This window comes from Streptomyces sp. NPDC048331 (genome assembly GCF_043201215.1).
In the GTDB taxonomy this organism is placed as follows: domain Bacteria; phylum Actinomycetota; class Actinomycetes; order Streptomycetales; family Streptomycetaceae; genus Streptomyces.
In genome coordinates this window covers 65,051-84,583 of record NZ_JBICYT010000025.1, presented here as the reverse complement: position 1 = coordinate 84,583, position 19,533 = coordinate 65,051, and the positions used below count along the sequence as shown (strand labels likewise).

The 19,533-nt window shown below is 72.8% G+C and carries 20 protein-coding genes; 14 read left to right on the top strand and 6 right to left on the bottom strand.

Annotated elements, in window-relative coordinates:
- Positions 1-209: 209 nt before the first annotated feature.
- Complete coding sequence (locus ACGFYY_RS29985; protein WP_365281184.1) at positions 210-788, top strand: sigma-70 family RNA polymerase sigma factor; 579 nt, start codon at positions 210-212, stop codon at positions 786-788.
- A 923-nt stretch (positions 789-1,711) separates the two neighbouring features.
- Positions 1,712-2,557: an IclR family transcriptional regulator gene (locus ACGFYY_RS29980; protein WP_393714195.1), complete on the top strand. Its 846-nt coding sequence runs from the start codon at positions 1,712-1,714 to the stop codon at positions 2,555-2,557.
- A gap of 291 nt (positions 2,558-2,848) precedes the next feature.
- On the opposite strand, the gene ACGFYY_RS29975 is transcribed toward ACGFYY_RS29980, so the two are convergent.
- Positions 2,849-3,532: an HAD family hydrolase gene (locus ACGFYY_RS29975; protein ID WP_393714116.1), complete on the bottom strand. Its 684-nt coding sequence runs from the start codon at positions 3,530-3,532 to the stop codon at positions 2,849-2,851.
- A 63-nt stretch (positions 3,533-3,595) separates the two neighbouring features.
- Between ACGFYY_RS29975 and ACGFYY_RS29970 the strand changes: the two genes are divergently transcribed.
- Positions 3,596-4,207, top strand: coding sequence for a hypothetical protein (locus ACGFYY_RS29970; RefSeq protein WP_393714114.1), 612 nt, complete (start codon positions 3,596-3,598; stop codon positions 4,205-4,207).
- 33 nt (positions 4,208-4,240) lie between these two features.
- Here ACGFYY_RS29970 and ACGFYY_RS29965 read toward each other — a convergent pair whose 3' ends face one another.
- Complete coding sequence (locus ACGFYY_RS29965; protein ID WP_393714112.1) at positions 4,241-6,142, bottom strand: alkyl/aryl-sulfatase; 1,902 nt, start codon at positions 6,140-6,142, stop codon at positions 4,241-4,243.
- A gap of 271 nt (positions 6,143-6,413) precedes the next feature.
- Between ACGFYY_RS29965 and ACGFYY_RS29960 the strand changes: the two genes are divergently transcribed.
- On the top strand, positions 6,414-7,256 hold the full coding sequence (locus tag ACGFYY_RS29960; RefSeq protein WP_393714110.1) for a dienelactone hydrolase family protein: 843 nt from the start codon (positions 6,414-6,416) through the stop codon (positions 7,254-7,256).
- Between the two features lie 310 nt (positions 7,257-7,566).
- A complete protein-coding gene (locus ACGFYY_RS29955; protein ID WP_393714108.1) occupies positions 7,567-8,367 on the top strand; it encodes a class I SAM-dependent methyltransferase in 801 nt (266 codons plus the stop codon).
- Between the two features lie 8 nt (positions 8,368-8,375).
- On the opposite strand, the gene ACGFYY_RS29950 is transcribed toward ACGFYY_RS29955, so the two are convergent.
- The 3 genes from ACGFYY_RS29950 to ACGFYY_RS29940 form a co-directional block, all read right to left on the bottom strand.
- Positions 8,376-9,269 (bottom strand): hypothetical protein, encoded by an 894-nt coding sequence (locus ACGFYY_RS29950; RefSeq protein ID WP_393714106.1) that lies wholly within the window; start codon positions 9,267-9,269, stop codon positions 8,376-8,378.
- Complete coding sequence (locus tag ACGFYY_RS29945; RefSeq protein ID WP_393714104.1) at positions 9,266-9,604, bottom strand: PadR family transcriptional regulator; 339 nt, start codon at positions 9,602-9,604, stop codon at positions 9,266-9,268. Before ACGFYY_RS29945 ends, ACGFYY_RS29950 begins: the two co-directional genes overlap by 4 nt.
- Positions 9,605-9,753: 149 nt before the next feature.
- Positions 9,754-10,515, bottom strand: coding sequence for an NADPH-dependent F420 reductase (locus ACGFYY_RS29940; protein ID WP_393714193.1), 762 nt, complete (start codon positions 10,513-10,515; stop codon positions 9,754-9,756).
- A 173-nt stretch (positions 10,516-10,688) separates the two neighbouring features.
- Here ACGFYY_RS29940 and ACGFYY_RS29935 point away from each other — a divergent pair, with 173 nt between their 5' ends.
- Positions 10,689-11,171, top strand: coding sequence for a hypothetical protein (locus ACGFYY_RS29935; RefSeq protein WP_365278704.1), 483 nt, complete (start codon positions 10,689-10,691; stop codon positions 11,169-11,171).
- Positions 11,172-11,299: 128 nt separating this feature from the next.
- On the opposite strand, the gene ACGFYY_RS29930 is transcribed toward ACGFYY_RS29935, so the two are convergent.
- The gene (locus ACGFYY_RS29930) at positions 11,300-12,010 is read right to left on the bottom strand and encodes a hypothetical protein (RefSeq protein WP_393714102.1); all 711 of its coding nucleotides are present in this window, start codon (positions 12,008-12,010) and stop codon (positions 11,300-11,302) included.
- A gap of 301 nt (positions 12,011-12,311) precedes the next feature.
- Between ACGFYY_RS29930 and ACGFYY_RS29925 the strand changes: the two genes are divergently transcribed.
- From ACGFYY_RS29925 to ACGFYY_RS29890, 8 genes are all read left to right on the top strand, one after another.
- The gene (locus ACGFYY_RS29925; RefSeq protein WP_393714100.1) at positions 12,312-13,199 is read left to right on the top strand and encodes a CAP domain-containing protein; all 888 of its coding nucleotides are present in this window, start codon (positions 12,312-12,314) and stop codon (positions 13,197-13,199) included.
- Positions 13,200-13,451: 252 nt separating this feature from the next.
- Positions 13,452-14,018 carry a hypothetical protein gene (locus ACGFYY_RS29920; protein ID WP_393714098.1) on the top strand — a complete coding sequence of 189 codons (567 nt, stop codon included), beginning with the start codon at positions 13,452-13,454 and terminating at the stop codon, positions 14,016-14,018.
- Positions 14,019-14,330: 312 nt separating this feature from the next.
- A complete protein-coding gene (locus ACGFYY_RS29915) occupies positions 14,331-15,095 on the top strand; it encodes a thioredoxin family protein (protein WP_393714096.1) in 765 nt (254 codons plus the stop codon).
- Positions 15,092-15,739, top strand: a complete 648-nt coding sequence (locus ACGFYY_RS29910) for a TlpA disulfide reductase family protein (RefSeq protein WP_393714094.1) — start codon at positions 15,092-15,094, stop codon at positions 15,737-15,739. Before ACGFYY_RS29915 ends, ACGFYY_RS29910 begins: the two co-directional genes overlap by 4 nt.
- The gene (locus ACGFYY_RS29905; protein WP_365278721.1) at positions 15,736-16,512 is read left to right on the top strand and encodes a cytochrome c biogenesis protein CcdA; all 777 of its coding nucleotides are present in this window, start codon (positions 15,736-15,738) and stop codon (positions 16,510-16,512) included. Before ACGFYY_RS29910 ends, ACGFYY_RS29905 begins: the two co-directional genes overlap by 4 nt.
- A 142-nt stretch (positions 16,513-16,654) precedes the next feature.
- A complete protein-coding gene (locus tag ACGFYY_RS29900; protein ID WP_393714091.1) occupies positions 16,655-17,233 on the top strand; it encodes a hypothetical protein in 579 nt (192 codons plus the stop codon).
- Between the two features lie 33 nt (positions 17,234-17,266).
- On the top strand, positions 17,267-17,998 hold the full coding sequence (locus ACGFYY_RS29895) for a response regulator transcription factor (RefSeq protein WP_393714089.1): 732 nt from the start codon (positions 17,267-17,269) through the stop codon (positions 17,996-17,998).
- On the top strand, positions 17,995-19,422 hold the full coding sequence (locus ACGFYY_RS29890) for an ATP-binding protein (protein ID WP_393714087.1): 1,428 nt from the start codon (positions 17,995-17,997) through the stop codon (positions 19,420-19,422). Before ACGFYY_RS29895 ends, ACGFYY_RS29890 begins: the two co-directional genes overlap by 4 nt.
- Positions 19,423-19,533 lie beyond the last annotated feature (111 nt).

Here is a 19,533-nt window from a genome sequence, read left to right as displayed (position 1 = left end):
GTTGCCGACACGGCCGCCCTCGCGCTGTTAGCCACCACTGCCCGTCATCGCGTCATCGATGTGTTCAGGGCGCCCATGCGCCCGCCGGGTGCGGGGGTACGGACGGGAACCGGCGGACCAACCGCCGGCCGCCGCGGTGCCGCTCCCACCCGCCACCATGAGGTCCCCGCCGCCCCCGCGTGCGGCGACGAACAGCTGTGGGGGAGCGTATGAGCGAAGGCGAATTCGATCCATCGGGGGACCAGGCGGTCTCCAGCGAACTGGCGGGCGTACTGCCGGTGGACTTCACCGCCTTCCACTCCCAGCAGCACCGCGCCTATCTGCGCTACGCCCACCTGCAACTGGGCAACCCCAAGGACGCCGAGGAAGTCGTCGACGACGTGTTCACCTTCCTGCTGAAGGTGTGGCGCCAGGCCCTGAAGGAGGCGAGCCTCCACGGCTTCGCGTGGGCGGTGCTGCGCGAGCACGTCGAGAGGCGGCTGGCGGCTCTGGGCCGGCAGGTGGCCATGGTGGAGACGGCCTGGTTCGCGGCCCTGCGCCGTTCCTCCAGAGAGCGGCTGGAACTGCTGGAGTCGAAGCTCGGGCTGTACGCGGCGATCGCGGGCCTGTCCGAGCGGCAGTACGACGTGGTGCTGTTGGCCTTCCTGCTGGGCAACGACTCCGACACGGTCGCCCGGATGATGGGGATCACCCCCGCGACGGTCCGGTCGCACATCCGTGGCGCACGCCGAACCCTGTCCCGCAAGCTCGGGGTGGACTGGATCCCCGGAGAGGAGAAGCACCAGTGAGCGACATGCCCCGCCCTCGCGACATGCCGCTGTGCGCGCTGGACGCGGCCTTGGCGGACGCGACGGTACTCGCGGAGGAATACGCCGGATACGACGAGGGCGCGGCCCGCCGTCGGATCGCCCGCCGGATCGTCGCCGACCGCGCCCGTTCGGCGACCGGCACCACAGGCCCCCCCGGCGCCGCGACCCCGCCACCGCGGGGGCCGGCCCCCTGCACCTCCCCCTTCGCGTTCGCGTTCGGATCCGCGTTCGGGTCCGGGTTCGCATCCGCGGCGGCGGCCGCCGACGACCTCGTCCTGGACGCCGCCTGCCATGTGCGTGCCGCCCGGGGTCTGGACGACCTCGCCTGGTGCCTCGTGGAGAGCCGGGCCTTCGCCGAACTCGCGCTCGACGCCGATTCCTGGCCCCACGGCGTGAACTCGGCCCTGCTGTTCGGCTGCCTGCTCCACCTGGCCGACCGGATGGAGGGCGCGCAGTTCTGGTTCCAGTACGCGGCCGGCGCGGGCTCACGGACCGCCGCCCACTGCCTCTACCTCCTCCACCTCGCCCGGGCCGAGGTCGCGACCGCCCGCCACTGGAAGCACCAGGCCCGGAACCTGCCCCCGGAAGAGCACCTGCCACCCCTGCCCCACCTCCCCGAACACCTCGAAGAGGCCCTCGGCGCCTCGGTCATCTGGACCACCCCGCCCATCACCACCCAGGACCTCACCGCCCTCACCACCGGACCCGGAGGGGCCGGCAGGCCCCCGTGCAGGCTCCCCGTACGACTGCGCCAGGCGCTCATGGCGCGCCCCCTCGAGGAGCACCCCGACCTGGGCGAGGTCGTCACCGCCGGCCCGCAGGTGGCGGTAGCCGTGGCCCAGCACGCCAGGCTCGACACCTTGCACCTGACGGCCCAGGCGAACGCGTGGGCCCTCGAAGCCCTGGATCAGCCGCACCGGGTCGCCGCCGCCCGGAAATGCCCCGAAGGGCGCCCGGCCCCGGCCCCGCTGGAATCCGTACACCAGGCACTGCGCGTACTGGAAGTCGTCAACCGCTACTCGGGGGGTGTGAACCTGACCCAGATCGCCCGGGAGACGGCACTGCCGCAACTGGTCCTCGCCCGGGCCACGGAGCAGCTGATCCGCGCCAACCTCGCCACCCCGATCGGACCGGACGCGTACGTCGCGGGCAACGCCCTCCTGCTGGCCGAGTCGGCGACCGGGGAAGGGCGCGGACACCTGCGCGAGACCCTCGCCTGGGTGCGGGACGCCGTCGGAGCCGCCGTCTACGTCGCCCGCTACACCGACGGCGAGGTCGCCATCACCCAGTACGTCGACGGCCCGGCCACACCCGTGGTCGAGGAGTGGGTCGACTTCCGGGTCGCGGCCCACGCCTCGGCCGTGGGCAAGGCGCTGCTCGCCGAACTCGACCACGACGAGAGGAAGGACCACCTCGCCCGCCACCGACTCACCCGGTTCACCCCCCACACCGTCACCGGTCAGCAGGACCTCTTCCACCAACTCGACGACCGCCCGCCGAACGCTCCCCTCCTCGACCTGCAGGAGTACGCCATGGGCACGGTGTGCGCGGCGGTCCCGATCACCGCGGGCCCCAACGCGGAATGCGTGGCCCTGTCCATCCCGGTCCCCGACCCCGGTCGGCTGAAGCAGGCCGCCCGGATCCTGCAGAGCGAGGCGGCCGCGGTCCTCCTGGCCCTGATCGTCGCCGGCAGCACCCCGTCCACGGTGCGCAGGCCGGAGGACACCATCCTGTCGCCGACCGCCTAGGCGGCCCAGGGCTCGCCCACGACGCGGCGAGGTCACGCAGGGGGAGGGGCCCACCGCACCCGGGGTGCGGTGGGCCCCTCCGCTCTTCCCCGGACGCGCGTTTCCGGGACGGACCGCGGCGGGCGGCGGACGGCACCGTGACAGCGCCCCTGTTGGAGCGGCACGTCGTCCTGCGTCCACGCGCGGCTCGAACAGGCCCTGCGGGAAGGCGACTTCACTGCGCCGCCGTTCGGCGGGACCATGACCCAGGCCGTCATGACCGCGCCGGCCGGGAACGCGCTCGCCTGATCCCTACGCGGTGCCCGCGGTGCTCGCGGTGCCCGCAGTACTCGCAGCGATCAGGCCGGGCAGTTCGCGCATGTCGTGGAAGACGACCGTGCCGGTGCCTTCGAGCCGCCCCGCCGGGGTCGGTCCGCCCGCGTACCCGAAGGCCCGCATCCCGGCGGCACGGGCGGCCTCGACACCGGGGCGGCTGTCCTCGACCACCACGCAGGCCGCCGGGTCGACGCCCATCCGCCGCGCCGCGTACAGGAACAGGTCCGGGGCCGGCTTGCCGTGGCGGACCTCGGTGGCGCTGTAGATGCGGCCCTCGAAGTGCTCGTAGAGGCCGGTGCGGCCGAGGGTGTGGCGCATCTTCTCGTGCGAGCCGCTGGAGGCGACGCAGGTCGGCAGGGCGATCGAGGCGAGCGCCTCGGGCAGTCCCTCGACGGCGGTCAACCCGGCGTCCACCGCCTCGTGGTGGCGCTGTTCGAAAAGCTCCCGCCAGACGCCGGCCGTCTCCTCGCCGACCCGGAGGGCGATGTCCGCGTGGATGGAGGCGCTGGATCGCCCGATGAAGCGCTCCATGACCTCGTCCTCGGTGAGCGGCCAACCCAGCTCCGCCCCCAACGCGACCTGGAGGGGCAGCGCGATGCGTTCGGTGTCGACGAGCACGCCGTCGCAGTCGAATATCACCAGTTCAATCGGCTTGATCATTCCCGCAGCATAGAGGCCGACCCGGTGCGCCACACGGGTCCGGGCCTGGTGCACCATGGTCCGGTGACGAACCGGAACGAGGCTCTGTCCCCCTACCAGGTGGAGCTGTGCGCCCAACTGCTCGCCGCCCCCGTCGTGCCGGCCCCGGCGACCTGGCGGCCGGTCTTCGACACCGACCCCTACCCCTGGGTCCCCGTCGGTGGACTGCTCGGCATCGGCTTCGCCTCGCACCCGGACACCGGCGACGACCTGGTGATGGTCGTATCGAACGACGGCCACGGCCTCTTCGACGCGCGCACGGGGGAGAAGATCGCACGTGACCGGGACCCCGGCCCGGAGCACAGCACCCCTGACGCGGTGCCCGACCTCTCCTGCCCCGGCCTCGGTCCCGTCGCCGGCCACCGGGTCCGCATCGCCGGGCTCTTCGGTGGCGGCCTGCACACCACCACCGAGGACGGCTGGACGCTGGAGGTGGTGAGTCCGGCCTGGCCGAACGACAGGGTCCTGCTCTCCACCGACGGCGGGCTGCCGCACACCGGTCCGCACGGCGAGCGGTGGTGGCACATCTTCCACTCCCGCCACTCGACACTCCGGGCGGTCGGCTTCTCCCCCTCCGGACGCACGCTCGCGGTCGCGACCAGCAGCGACCTCACCCTCTGGCACCGCGACCTCTGACCGGGGCCGGGACGCGACGGGGGACCCGGGCCGTCAGGGGGTGACGATGGGGAAGTCCGGGTCGGGGGAGTCGAGGTAGGCGAAGAGCTCGGCGACGACCGCCGGGTCGCCGTCGAGGGCCACGCCCTCCCGCCGCAGGAGGTCGTCCAGCGGCAGGGTGCCGAGCAACAGCCCCCGCAGCAGCGGTTCGTCCAGTACGAGGACGGCGTGCGGACGGCCGGCGGCGGGGTTTTCCCCGCGGACACCGGTCAGTACTCCGTTGCCCAGGCGCAGCGTCAGCGGTTCCGAGCCCGCCAGGACGAACCGGACGGCTACGTCCGCGTGCCAGGCCCGCGGCCCGTCGACCCGTACGGCGAGGGAGTCCACCAGCTGGTCCAGGCTCAGGGCGGCGAGCACGTCCGGGGACGCGACGGTGGCCGGGGTCCCGACATGCGCGCCGCGCATTTCCTGGGCGCCGGTGAGGTAGAAGTTGCGCCAGGTGCCGTTCTCGGCGCCGTAGCCGAGCTGCTCCAGGGCATCGGCCTGCAGCTCCCGGGCCCGCGCGTTCGTGGGGTCGGCGAAGACGACGTGGTCGACCACCTGGACCACCCAACGGAAGTCGCCCTGCTCGAAGGAGGTCCGGGCCCGACGCAGGACTTCCGCCGCACCGCCCATGAACTCGACGTAGCGGCGAGCTGCTTCCTCCGGAGGATGCTGCCACAGGAGCGCCGGGTTCCCTTCGAACCAGCCCATGTACCGCTGGTAGACGGCCTTGACGTTGTGGCTGACCGACCCGTAGTAGCCGTGGGTGTGCCAGGCGGCCTCCAGCGCGGGAGGCATGCGCAGCGATTCGGCGATCTCGGACCCGGTGTACCCCTGGTTGAGCAGCCGCACCGTCTGGTCGTGGAGGTAGGCGTACAGGTCCCGCTGCTGCGCCAGGTAGGACATGGCCCGCTCGCGGCCCCAGGTGGGCCAGTGATGGGAGGCGAGGACGACGTCGCACCGGTCGCCGAACAGTGCGATCGATTCGGTGAGGTACGTGGCCCAGGCGTGCGGGTCGCGTACCAGGGCGCCGCGGAGGGTCAGCAGGTTGTGGAGGGTGTGGGTGGCGTTCTCGGCCATGCACAGCGCCTGGTGGTCGGGCAGCAGCAGGTTGAACTCGGCGGGGGCCTCGGTGCCCGGGGTGAGTTGGAAGACCATGCGCACGCCGTCGACGGTCTCCTCCTGCCCGGTACGGGTGATGTCGAGGGTCGGCGGGATCAGCGTCACCCGGCCGGTGGAGGTGGTCTGGCCCAGGCCCGCGCCGACCTGGCCGCGCGGGCCCTTGGGCAGGGCGGCCCCGTACATGTATCCCGCGCGGCGGGCCATGGCGGTGCCGGCGTAGACGTTCTCGCTGACCGCGTGTGCGAGGAAGCCCTCGGGGGCCAGTACCGGGACGTGGCCCGCGTCGACCTCGGCCTGGGTGGTGACTCCCTTGACACCGCCGAAGTGGTCGGCGTGGCTGTGCGTGTAGAGGACGCCGGTGACCGGCCGGTCCCCTCGGTGGGCCCGGTACAGGGCGAGGGCCGCGGCCGCCGTCTCCTCGCTGATCAGTGGGTCGATCACGACGACGCCGCGTTCGCCCTCGACGAGGGTCATGTTCGACAGGTCCAGGCCGCGCACCTGGTACACGCCGGCGACCACCTGGAAGAGGCCTTGGAGGGCGGCGAGGCGGCTCTGGCGCCACAGGCTGGGATGGACGGTGTCCGGGCGGTCCCCGTTGAGGAAGGCGTAGGCGTCGCCGTCCCACACGACGCTCCCGTCCTCGGACCTGATCACGCAGGGCTCCAGGGCGGCGACGAAGCCCCGTGTGGCGTCGTCGAAGTCGGCGCGGTCGGCGAAGGCACCGCTGCCGCGCGCCGCTCGGTGAGCGGCGCCGATCGATTCGGAGGCGTCGTGGCCGGGGCCGTTCTCCATCGCGTGAGCCTCCTCGGGCGGTACCGGGTCGGCCCCGACCGGACCGGGCGAGGGCTCAGGCGGGCGCGGCCGCTCCACCCCAGCCTCGCCCGGCCGTACTCCGCCCGCCCGGCGCACACCGCCGTCCGGGGGAACGGGGTGCGGGCCGCCGCCGCGCTCGCGCCGTGCGGCGGGCCGCACCGGAACGTGCCGCACGCGCCTTGACCACAAGCCTCTACCTGTCGGTAACGTGAAGTCGTCCAGGACGGAGCCGTCGGAAGGAGCCGGGCGCGTGGCAGACCACGACCTGAGCGGGTTCGAGAAGAGCACGTTCGCCCACGCCGGTGCCACCCGCCGGATCCTGCGCCGGGGCACGGGCCCCGCGGTGATCGTCATGGCGGAGATCCCCGGCATCACCCCCAAGGTCATCGCGTTCGCCGAGCAGGTCGCCGCGGCGGGTTGTACGGCCGTACTCCCGGTGCTCTTCGGCGAACCCGGACGGGACGCGGACTCCCGCACGGTCGGCCTGCCGAGCGCAGGCCGCTACATGGCCTCGTCGTTGTGGAAGGTGTGCGTGAGCCGTGAGTTCACGCTGTTGGCCACGGGGCGCAGTTCGCGCGTCGTCGCGTGGCTGCGCGCTCTGGCGGCCGCCGAACACGAGCGCTGCGGCGGCCCCGGGGTCGGCGCCGTCGGCATGTGCCTGACCGGCGGATTCGCCCTGGCGATGGCCACGGACGAGCGCCTCGTCGCCCCCGTGCTCTCCCAGCCCTCGCTCCCGCTGGCCTGCACCGCGGGCCGCGCCGGCACCATCGACATCAGCCCCGAGGACCTCGCGGTCGTCCGCGGACGGTGCGAGCGCGAGGGGCTCCAGGTGCTCGGGCTGCGCTTCCGGGGCGACCGACTCGTGCCCGGCGACCGGTTCGCCCACCTCCGCCGGGAACTCGGGGACGCCTTCGTCGCCGTCGAGCTGGACGGCAGCGCGGCGAACCCGCGGAGCGCCCTCGCGCCGCACTCCGTCCTGACGGAACACCTCATCGACGAACCGGGACAGCCCACCCGGCAGGCGCTCGACACCGTCCTCGACCTCTTCCGCACCCGGCTGCTGGGGGAACGGGAACGGCCCGCGGCCGTTTGACCGCATCGCACCGGAGCGCATCGCACCGGAGCGCACGGGACGGGAGCGCACGGGAGCGCACCCATCGGCCCCTGGGCGCGTTGCGTGGACCGCCGCGACATCGAGTGGCAATCTGGGCGATATCGCCGCAAACATCCATATTTACGAACTGTTCGTACGTGTGCCGTGTCGCGCTCTCCGCCGCCCGGGACAGTCCAGTGGTTTGTATATGTCGGTCGCCGACGTATGGTGGGTTTCCGAAGATCCTTCCCGGCGGCGGTCGCCGCTGCCTGCCGTCGGGGATTCACGTTGCGATGGAGACGGAGTGCTCATGGCCACCAGGAAGAACCTCACCGCGAACCGGGAATCCCTCGTCCACAAGGTCCGCTACGCCGCGAGCCGTCCGCACCGCATCGCCCCGTACCTGAAGCGGGCCGCCCGTGACCGGTGGCTGGCCTTCAAGCACCCCGACCACGTCAGCTACTACCGGGCCGTGATGGCCTCGGACACCCGCCGCAACCCCGAGGCCGCGGTCGGCAGCCAGACCCACGAACGCTGGCTCGCACTCGGGCAGATGCAGTTCGACTACCTCCTCGGGCACGGTCTGAAGCCCGGGCACCGCATGCTGGACATCGGCTGCGGCAACCTCCGCGCCGGCTGGCGGTTCATCGACCACCTCGACGCGGGCCACTACTACGGCATCGACATCTCGCCCGACATCCTCATCGCGGCGAAGCGGACCCTGACCGAGCGGGGCCTCCAGGCCAAGGTTCCCCACCTGACGCTCACCAAGAACCTGACGCTGGACTTCCTCCCCGACGGCTACTTCGACGTCGTCCACGCCCACAGCGTCTTCTCGCACTCGCCGATCGACGTCATCGACGAGTGCTTCGCCCACGTGGGTCGGGTCCTGGCGCCGGGCGGTCACTTCGACTTCACCTTCGACCGCACCACCGGTACCGAACACCAGGTGCTGCGCGAGGACTTCTACTACCGCACACAGACCCTCGTCGACCTGGCCGCCGGACACGGGCTGTCCGCGCGCTTCATGGAGGACTGGGAGGAACTGGGCCACGGCCAGTCCAAGATCCGTGTCAGCGTCGCCGGATCCGAGCTCGACGCCGAGGTCTGACCGCCGGCTCAGGCGTGGCCGGCCGGGTCCGATCGCCTACGCCGCCACAGGCGCACGGCCAGGCCCGTGGCCGCGAGCAGGGCCAGGCACGGCAGCGCCGTGTCCTCGCCCACCACCCCCGCGAAGTGCCCCAGGATCAGGAACGGGGCCGTGGCCAGGGCGAACCGACCGGACGTACGGATCCCGGACAGTGCGGGGCCGCCCGCCAGCGCCAGCGCGGCGGCCACGGTCACGGCGAAGCGCCACAGCGGCATCATGGCGAGCCCGCCCGCGTCGAGCAGGCCCAGGAGCACCACGGACAGCGGGGCCCAGAGCAGCAGCGCCACCAGCCCCGTCGTGGTCCGGATCCGGCAGGGCGGGTGCAGGTCCGGAGGACACAGCAGCGGGAGCGCGGCGATCACCAGGGGCGGGGTCAGGTAGGCCAGATGCTCCAGCGGCATGTCCAGGGCGCCCGGCAGGACGGCGATGACCAAGCACGCCGCGCTACCCGCGACACCGGCGAACGCGGTCCGCGCGCCGGCGGCGAAGCGCCCGCTCAGCCCCAGTACGGCGCCGATCAGGGTCAGTACGGAGAAGCCGTACATCGCGTACCCGAGCGGGGTCTCGACATCCGGGCGACCGGTGATGTACGCGCGGTTGAGGGCCGAGGCGAGCTGGAAAGCGGCATGCGCGCCCGTCGCGGCCAGCGCGAAGGGCGCCGTCGCCGCGAAGAGTCGCCCGCCACGGTGCGCCGAACCCACGCCCAGGCGGAGCCGGAGCGCGTGTGCCACGATGTCCGCGGCCTCCCGCAGCCGGGCGATCGGGCCTGCGCCCTCGGTCGCCTCCCGATAGGCCTCGGCCACCTCCTCGCCGAAGGCGCGGCGGAAACCTGCGGGGTACAGGAGCAGCAGACGAGGGGTCACGCCGTGGCCGTCCCGCCGGAGACGCCCAGCCGGCGCGCCGCCTCGCGCGCGGTGGCGGCGATCCGTCGGGCCTCCGCGGCCAGGCTCTCCCGGCCTTCGGCGGTGAGGCTGTAGGTGCGGCGCAGCCGGCTGTCGACGATCTGCTCCTCGTGGACCTCGATCAGCCCCTGACCCAGCAGCCGCTCCAACGCCCCGTACAGGGTGCCGGTCCGCATCTTGACCCGTCCGCCCGAGATCAGCTCCACCTCGCGCGCGATCGCGTACCCGTGGCGGGGCTCGTCCGCGAGCGCGGTCAGGAGGAGGAGGGTCGGTTCCTGCATCGCACGATCACTCATGCCTGCATGGTAGGTCACCCACCGACATATGCCGCCTGGTAGGGCGCCCCGGGGCATCGGCGGGTCGGGAACGGTGCGGGCCCCGGAAGCCGGAAGCCGGAAGCCGGAAGCCGGAAGCCGGAGGCAGGAACCCGCGCACGTGCCCTCGGTCAGCCGCGGAACTCCTCCGAGCGGGTCGGGGAGGCCTCGGCGAGCGCCTCGGTCACCGCGTCGACGCCTGCCCGCAGCCCGTAGACAGGGGTGTCGGGCTGCTGGCGCCAGGACTCGTCGAGGCCGCCCGCGTCGACGGTGTCGAAGCCCAGCTCCTCGATCAGGGCGCGTACGGTCTTCTTCGCCACGGCGTCGTCGCCCGCGACGGGCAGCGCCATCCGGTCCGCGGCGCCCGCCGGGCGGTGCCGGTCGAGGAGGTCCTGGGCGTAGGTGCCGTTGAAGGCCTTGATGACGGGGTGTCCGAGGTGCCGTTCGGTCCAGCGGCTTTCGGTGAGGCCGTCGTCCTCGACGCCGGCGATCCGGCCGTCTCGCTGACGCGGGTAGTAGTTGCCGGTATCGATGACCGCGAAACCCTCGGCGGCCCCGTCGAAGAGGCCCGCCGGCAGGTCCGGCACCTTGTTGAACGGGATCGTGACCACGACGATCTCGGCGCCGCGCGCCGCTCGCGCCACGGTGACCGGGGTGGCGCCGGTCTCCTCGGCCAGCGCGGTCAGGGTTTCGGGGCCACGCGAGTTCGCCACGGAGACCTCGTGCCCGAGGGCCGTGAGCCGGCGGGTCAGGTTGCCGCCGATGTTGCCCGCGCCGATGATGCCGATCTTCATGAACTCTCCAGTGCGTCCGGGTCCAGTGTCGCGTCGGCACCAACCCCCACCCCGGGCACCACATTCCGCCCCGCGGTGATCGTCCCCCGGTCGAGCGATGCGATCGCGCCGCCGTTCGGCGGACGATCGGCGCGTGGGAGGGCACCTGACCGGCGCGATACGGCCGGATGCGTGAGCTTTCGGCCATTTCTCGCATTCCGCGAACCGGAGGGGACCGGGACGGCGTCGGTCGGTACGGCTACAGCCACTCAGCTCGGGGAAAGGCTCAGCAGATGTCCACGTTCTCGGCCGGCCGAACGGCCTCCCTCACCCTCGCGGCCACCGCCCTACTCTCCCTCGCCCTCGTCACCAGCGCCTCGGCGAACGGACCGGAAGGCGCGACGCCGGCCCAGGTCGCCGCACCGGCTCCGTCCGTCTCGGGCAGCCCCGAGGGCGCTTTCACCCGGATCGCCGACTTCTACGGTTCCTACATCGACGCGGTGTACGACGGCGACGGGGCGACCGCGGACCGCCTGCGTTCCTTCTACCTCTCGGCGCCGCTCCGGACGGAGTTGAGGCAGTGGGAGGAGACGAACCACGCGGACGGCGTGCTCCGCGCGCAGAACGTCCCGCTCGGGTGGAAGGTCACCTCCACCGGCAGCGGAACGGGCCGGACCGGAGCCACCGTCACACTGACGTGGGGCGGCGGCGACACGACGCAGGTCTTCGTCCAGGCCGACCTGGCCACCCGCAAGATCGTCTCCATCCGGGGCTGACCCCGCGGTGCCGACAGGGACGCGCGGCGCTCGTTCGGGTGGAGCCCCGACACGCTCGTCACCCGCGAGAGCGCCACGCATCTTCTCGGCACCCACGACGGAAACCGTGCCGAGCGACTCGCCGCAGGTCAGGAGATCGCGTACCACTGGCTGGCCCAGCCGGTGTTGATGGTGCTCGTGGACTGCTCGGCCAGGTTCACCGTGGGGGGCAGCGAGGTCTGACCGGTCAACAGGTTGCTGTACCGGAGGTTCGGCGGGGTCAGGCCCGCGTTGACCGAGATGCCGGCACCCGTGGACTTCAGGGTGAGGCCGTTCGTCGCCCAAGTGCCGTTGAGCAGCAGCGCGATGAAGTACGTGCCGGGCGCGGCGGTGAACGGCTTGCTCAGGGCGAACGGCTTGGCGATCGCGTCGGTCATCAACTGCGGGGAGATGTCCGGGGTGGTCGCCACGAGGGTGCCCTTGGCGTCGTACACGCCCAGGTAGCAGTTGGCGAGTTGGGCGTTCGGGTCGATCCCGGCCAGGCCCAGCCACACGTTCGACCAGGTGATCTGTTCGCGCAGGACGATCCGTACCAGGGTGACCCGGCCGCCGACCCCGGCCGTCGACTGGGCGGTGACATGTCCCGCGTCATTGGGGTCGCCGGTCCAGGCCAGCAGGTTCTGGTCCTGCGGCCGGGGTCCTTCGAAGCCGGACCCGCCACCGCCCTGCGCGGGCACGGATGCCACGGAACTCGAGGCCGTGGGCTGACCGTTCCCCGACCCGGTACAGCCGGTGAGGACGAGCAGCGCCGCGAGCGCGGTCACGAGACCGGTCGTGGCGGTGGTGGTGCGGGTGCGCATGGTCCCCCCATGAGGTGCGGATCTGTCGACGGACATGATCACACGCCGCCGGCACGCACCCGCCCGCCCGTCCGTGCCGGAACCCCGGTGGAGCGGTCGGGCCAGGAGGTCGGCGGCGAGCCGAGGATCCGTCGGGTCCGTATCGACCGAATGGCGGGGAAGGGCCCGAGTCGTCCCCTGAGCCGACCCTGCGGGCTTCCTTAAGGGAACTTGAAGAACCCCTCCGGCGTGCGGATTTCATTGATCACAACCCTAGGCTCGATCGCGCCCCACCCCCTTCACTCTGTGAGGTGCTACACGCATGAGCAGCCGAACTCCCGCAACGCCGTCCCGAGTCGAAGCACGGCGGAAGAAGGCGATGCGCACCCGCATCGTCCTGTCCCTGACCGCGGCCGCCGCGGCGGTGGCGGTCGGCGTCGCCGTCGCCGACTCCGGCGGCGGTACGCAGGTGGACCAGCGGGCCGACGGCGCCGGCGGGGCGAAGTCGGGGGCGCCGACCCCCGCGGACACCGCCGGGACGGCTACCCCGACCGCTCCGCTTCCTGAGGTCACCGCCGACGCGGCGGCCGCCACGGGCTCGTTGCCCCCCGAGAGTCCGGCCGCCGAAGGTACGGCGTCCGCGGCGCCGGCGAAGCCCGCGGCGGAGGAGAACACCCCGGCCAAGTCCACCCCGGCCGGTAAGCCCCCGCGCGCGTCCGGCGGGAGCTCGGGCGGCGGTTCCGGCACCTCGGGTGGGTCCGGCGGCTCCGGGGGCTCGTCCGGCGGATCCTCCGGCGGCTCGACGGGCGGTTCCGGAAGCTCCTCCGGCGACGCCGAGTCCGCGGTCCTCGCCCTGGTCAACAAGGAGCGTTCCGCGGCCGGCTGCGGCCCCCTGACCGTGAACGCCAAGCTGGCCGCGGCGGCGCGCGCGTACAGCGACACCATGGCCCGCAGCGGTGTCATGTCCCACACCGGACCCGACGGGTCCACCATGACCTCCCGCGTGGAGGCCGCCGGCTACGGCTGGTCCCGCCTCGGCGAGAACATAGCCCGCGGGCAGTCGGACGCCGACGCGGTCATGAAGGCGTGGATGAACAGCTCCGGTCACCGGGCCAACATCCTCAACTGCTCCTTCCGCGAGATCGGCATAGGCGTGCACAAGGGCGACGGCGGCCCGTGGTGGACGCAGGACTTCGGAACGTCGAAGTAGGAGCCCCCCACCCGCCGTCCCCCCACCGCAACCCCGTAGCCCGATCCGCCCCCGATCCCCCGATCCGCCACCCCCCACCGGCCACGCGGCACCGGCCCCCCCCGGTTGCCTGGCCGCACACGTCCTCCGACCCGTACCCGGGTCGGAGGACGTCGTGTTCCCGTACGGGGCACCGTAGGGCGGCGGCGCTCCCACCCGCTGTACGGGGGAGGGCGGTGACGCACGGCCCGGTGCGTCCGCCACTATGGGGCCGTGCCTCGATTTCCGCGCTACCTGTTCATATGGCTGTCCTGCACGGCCACCAGCGTGACGGCCGTGCTCGCCACGGTCCAGTTCGTGGTCGGCTCCACCAGCCATACGCCCCCGGTGGCCCGGTCCGCGCCCATGGTCTTCGACTCGCCGCCGGCGTGGCAGGCGGGGCAGGGCCCCTCGTCGGGTTCGCCGTCCCCGACCGCCTCCGCGTCCCCGAGCCCCTCGCCCACCGTGACCGAGGCCCCGACCCCCTCGGCTTCGTCCTCCCCGCCCGCGAAGCCCTCGGCGACCCCCCGGACCGCCGCACCCAAACCCGGCGTCGACTGCGGGAACGGCGGACCGGGCCTGCACACCGTCCCCGCGCAGGGCGGCAAGGTCACGGTGCGGTACGGGAGCCGAGGCGTGTGCTTGATCTCGGCGGTCCCGAGCCGAGGCTTCAAGGCCACCACGTCACAGACCGACGACGACACCCTGACGGTCACCTTCAGCGCCTCGGACCACCGCTCGGTCGTCACCGCCACGATCGACCCGGTGGCCAAGGCCAGCGTCCGCGAGACGTCGTTCTGACGGCGGAGGCGTGACCGGTTCGGCCGGTCCGCACCGCTCGGTCCTCCTGATCCCTTTCGCGCGGATCGCCTCCCCGAATCCGCTCATCGGACGGGCCCCGACGAAGCGGAAGGTGAGCTGTTCCTTAGGGGAACCTCAAGATCGCGCTCAGGCGGTTCGCAGGGCCCGACGCGGCCCTATGCTCACGTCAGCCGACCGGCCCTCGGCGCCCGGGCACACCGCCCCGGCGAACCGTGGTACCGCCGGCTTCACCGAGTCGGGAGGCTTCTCGCCCTTCCCGTAGTTCTCAGCGCGCCTTGGGGTGTCTTCGCCATGACTTCTCGCACACACCGACCCGTCCGTGCCGGCCACGCCGCGCAGCCCCGCTCCGCCGCGCCCCTGGGTGTCCGGCTGCCGCTCGTCGCCGCCGCCGTGGTCGCGGCAGGGCTGTGCGCCGCCTGCGGGCCGTCCTCCGAGAGTGCCGGCTCCGCCTCGCCGACCACGCTCGGACAGTCCGCGTCCGCCCTCACCTCCGCCGCGCCGTCGGCCTCCGCGTCCGCCGAGGCCTCCCCGAGCGCTTCGGCCTCGCCGACGGCGTCCGCCTCCGCGCAGGCCTCCTCCTCGCCGACGCCCTCCCGGTCCCAGAGCGCCTCGACCGCCCCCAAGCCCGCCCGTACGTCCAAGGCACCCGCCACCCCGGCCGAGGTCCCCGGGCCCGGCTACGACAGCTCGGCGGACGGGCAGAAGCAGATCGACGCCGCCCTGGCCGCCGCCAAGGCCGACGGACGGATGGTGCTGCTCGACTTCGGGGCCAACTGGTGCGGCAACTGCAAGGCCGCCGACAAGGTGTTCGCCCAGCCGCAGACCGCCGCGATCCTCGGAGCCTCGTACCACCTGGTCAAGATCGACATCGGCGGCAACAGCTCCGCCAACTCCGCGCTCCTGCGCAAGTACAGCCCCGGGGGCGGCACCTACACCATGCCCGTGCTGGTCGTCGTCAACTCGTCCGGCAAGGTGCGTACCGACACCCACACCACGGGCAACCCCTCCCTCACGGCGGAGGGGATCAACGCCTTCCTGCGCAAGTGGGCCGCGTGAGACCGGCGGGCCCGCGCCGGGCCCAGGTGCGCACGGTGGTCCTGGCGGGAGCCGCCCTGGTGGCCGCCGCGGCCGGCTGCGTCTTCGCCGCCGTCGGTACGGTCGCCGCCGACGGCAGCCGCGCGGAGGCGGCGGCCGGAACGGGCACCACGGCCGGTGCCGTGGTCAGATCGGCGGCCGAGGCCACGGTCATCGCCCCCGCCGACCGGCCCGCCGCGCCCGCGTCGGCGGGCGACGACCTCGACGGGAAGCCTCTCGGCCTCGACGACTTCCGGGGGCAGGTCGTCGTGGTCAACGTCTGGGGGTCCTGGTGCGGCCCCTGCCGGGCCGAGGCCGACGACCTGGCGCGGATCGAGAGCCGCACCCGGGACCACGGAGTCCGGTTCCTCGGGATCAACACCCGCGACCCGGACCGCGCGGCGGCCCGATCCTTCGTACGCGCCCACGGCCTCGACTTCCCCAGCCTCCACGACCCCACCGGGGAACTCCTGCTCCGCTTTCCCCCCGCCCTCCTCAACCCGCAGTCGATCCCCTCGACCCTCGTGATCGACCGCCGCGGACGCATCGCCGTCAGCATCGGCGGCGCGGTCACCGAGGACGAACTCGGCCCGCTGCTCGCCCGCGTGCTGGAGGAGACGCCATGACGACGAGCCTGGTACTCGCCGCCGCGGACACCCCCTCCCTCCTCCACGGGACCCTGGCCATCGCCGCCCCGGTGGCGTTCCTCGCGGGGCTCGTCTCCTTCCTCTCACCGTGCGTGCTGCCGCTCGTACCGGGCTACCTCAGCTACGTGACCAGCCTGTCGGTCTCCGACCTGGCCGAGGCCCGCGGTGGGCGCCGCAGCCGGATGGCGGCCGGCGCGCTGCTCTTCGTCCTCGGCTTCACTGCGGTCCTCGTCTCCGGGGGAGCCCTGTTCGGGTACTTCGGCCGCACCCTGCTGGCCCACCAGGAGGTGATCACCCAGGTGCTCGGTGTCTTCACCGTGCTGATGGGGCTGTCCTTCATGGGGTTCCTGCCGGGCTTCACCCAACGCGAGTTCCGCAGCCACCGCCGTCCCGCCCTCGGCCTGGCCGGAGCCCCCGTACTGGGCGCGGTGTTCGCGGTCGGCTGGACGCCCTGCATCGGCCCGACGCTCGGCGCGGTGCAGGCGCTGGCCTGGAGCGAGGCCAGCGCGGGCCGAGGGGCGCTGCTGATGGCGGCGTACTGCCTCGGCCTCGGACTGCCGTTCGTCCTGGCAGCACTTGCCTTCCGGCGGGCCCTGGGCGCCTTCGGCCTGGTCAAACGGCACTACCCGTGGGTCCTGCGGATCGGCGGCGGAATGCTCGTACTCGTCGGCGTCCTCCTGGCCACCGGGATGTGGAACGACCTGGTGTACCGGCTGCAGTTGTGGAGCGCGGACTTCACCACCGCCGTGTGAGCGGCCCCCGTACCGCTTCGGTTCGTCTTTCGACAGCAAGGAACACAGACACCGAAACGCAGAAACACCGCAGTACGGAAATACCGCAGTACAGAAATACCGAGACACAGAGACGCGAAGACGCAGAGGCACTGAGACACCGATGAACCTTTCCCCGCGCATCCGTCGCACCCGGACGATCCGTACCGTGGTCGCCCTCCTCTCCCTGGCCGCGCTCACGGCCTGCGGCGACCAGCACGCCGAGGAGGCCCCGGCCGCCGCCGTGGCGCCGTCGCCCACGACCGGCTTCACCGAGAACGGAGTCACCGTCACCCTCTCGGTGGCGGACTGGCAGGCCTCGAAGGGCACGCTGACCGCCGTCTTCACCCCCGAGAAGAAGGGTTTCCACCTGTACAGCACCGAACTGCCGGCCACCGGCATAGAGGGCGTGGGCCGGCCGACCGCGGTGGCCGTCACCGGTGTCCTCAAGACCGAGGGGAAGCTGACGGCCGCGGCCGACGTGAAGTCCATCAGCGTCCCCGGCGTCGACGCCCCGATGCCCGTCTACCCGGACGGCCCGGTCACCACCACCCTGCCCGTCCGCGCCGACGGGAACGGGGACGCGACGGTGCTGCTCGGCTACGCGAGCTGCAGCGCGAAGGAGGGCTGCACCATTCCGGTCGCCGACCACCCCGTACACCTGCGCGTCACCGACGACGGCCTCACCTTCGACACCCCCTGAGAGGGAAGCGGACCCAACCCCTAAGGTGTGCCCATGCCCAGCGTCCTGGTCGTGGAAGACGACCCCAGCATCCGCCAGTCACTCATCGAGGTCCTGGCGGAGCACGGGTATGCCGTACGCAGCGTGGGCGACGGTTTCGGCGCCCTGCGCGAGGTCACCCAGACGCCCGTCGACGCGGTGGTCCTCGACCTCGGCCTGCCCGACCTGGACGGGGGAGACGCACTGCGCATGATCCGGGGCATATCGTCCGTCCCCGTCCTGGTGGCCACCGCCCGCGACGACGAGACGGAAATCATCAAGCTCCTCAACGCGGGCGCGGACGACTACCTGGTCAAGCCCTTCTCCGGAGGACAGCTCATCGCCCGCCTCTCCGCCGTCCTGCGGCGCACCAGCCACGTGCCCCCCACCGGCACCACCCACAGAGCTCCGGGCACCCGGCCGGCACCGGCCGCCGACCCGATGGGCGCCACCACCGTGGGCGAGCTGGCGGTGGACCCCGGCGCGCGCACCGCGTACCTGGCCGGCAGGGAGCTCCACCTCACCCGGCGGGAGTTCGACCTCCTGGCCTTCCTCGCCCACCACACCGGCCAGGTCGTCTCCAAACGCCGACTGCTGACCGAGGTCTGGCGCGAGCCGTACGTCGACGACCAGACCGTCGACGTGCACCTGTCGTCCCTGCGCCGCAAACTCGGCGAACGCGCGGCGGCCCCGCGCTACCTGCTGACGGTCCGTGGCGTCGGCATCAAACTGGTGGCCCCGCGGTGAGACGCTCCCTGGCGGGAGTCGCGCTCGCCGTGACATCCATGGTCGCCCTCTCCTTCCTCATACCCCTGGGCGCACTGGTGATGTCGCTGGTCAAGGAGCAGAGCGTCACCGCGGCCGAACAGCGCGCCGCAGCACTCGCACCCGTCCTCACGCTCACCACGGATCCGTCGGCGCTGCGGGAATCCGCCGCCGGACTCGACTCCGCCGAACACCTGGTGATCCATCTCCCCGACGCCCAGAGCCTCGGCGACTCCCAGGCTCCGGTGAAACTGCTCGAACGGGCCCAGCAGGGTCGCGAGTCCATCTCCCAGAAGACTCCGGGCGGATGGATCTGCCTGCAACCGGTGGTGCTCCCCGGCGACCGGGTCGCCGTCATCGAGAACTTCGTCCCCGACGAGGACCTGACCCGCGGGGTCAAGGCCTCCTGGGCGGTCATGCTGCTCCTCGCGGTGGGCCTGGTCGGTGGCTCGGTCCTGGTCGCCGACCGGCTCGGCGCCAAGGTCGTCCGGTCCTCCAAGAAGCTCGCCCAGGCCTCGCGCACCCTCGGTCAGGGCAATCTGGACACCCGGGTGGAACCCATGGGTCCCAAGGAACTGCGCGACGCGGGCGACGCCTTCAACGCCATGGCCCACCGCATGACGGAACTGCTCGCCATCGAGCGCGAACTGGTCGCCGACCTGTCCCACCGGCTGCGCACCCCGCTGACCGCCCTGCACCTGGCATCGGAGCGGATGGCGGGCACACCGGAGTCGGCCAGGGTCGAGGCGGCGGTGCACGCCCTGGAGTCGGAGCTCCGGGCCATCATCGCCGCGGCGCGGACACCGCTCGCCGTGGGCCCGATGGGCCACGGCATGCGCAGCGCGGAGACGAGTACGGTCCGACAGGCGACGGCGACGGTACCGACGGGGCCGTCGGGGTCGTCCGACTGCCCCCGCTCCGAGGTCGCCGAAGTCGTACGGCGCCGGACCGCCTTCTGGGCGGTCCTGGCGGAGCAGCAGGACCGCGCCTGCTCCCTCGATCTCACCCAGGAGCCCACGGCCGTCGGCCTCAGCGACGACGACATCGCCGCGGTGGTGGACGCGCTCATCGGCAACGTCTTCAGCCACACCCCGGCCGGTACCGCCTTCGCGGTCCGTGTGGCCCGTACCGCGCAGGCCGTGGAGCTGGTGGTGGAGGATTCCGGTCCGGGCATCCCGGAACCGGACCGGGCCCTCTCCCGAGGGAGCAGCACGGGCTCTTCGGGGCTCGGCCTCGACATCGCCCGCAGGGCCGCGGCCGTCACCGGCGGCTCGATGCGGATCGCGCAGGCCCGGCAGGGCGGCGCGCACATCACCGTGGTCTTCGCCCTGGCCCCGTCCCTGCGCTCGGAGCGCGGCCCGCGCGGCTCACGCAGGCGCGCGGGATGGTGGCCGCGCAAGCGGTGACCGCGGGGGCCGCCGGCGCGGATCGAGCGCACGCACCGGCGGCGGCAGGCCGAGCCCGCCGCGATCCGCGCCGCCGCCCGGCGGGCCTTGACCGACCCGGGCCCGCACCGC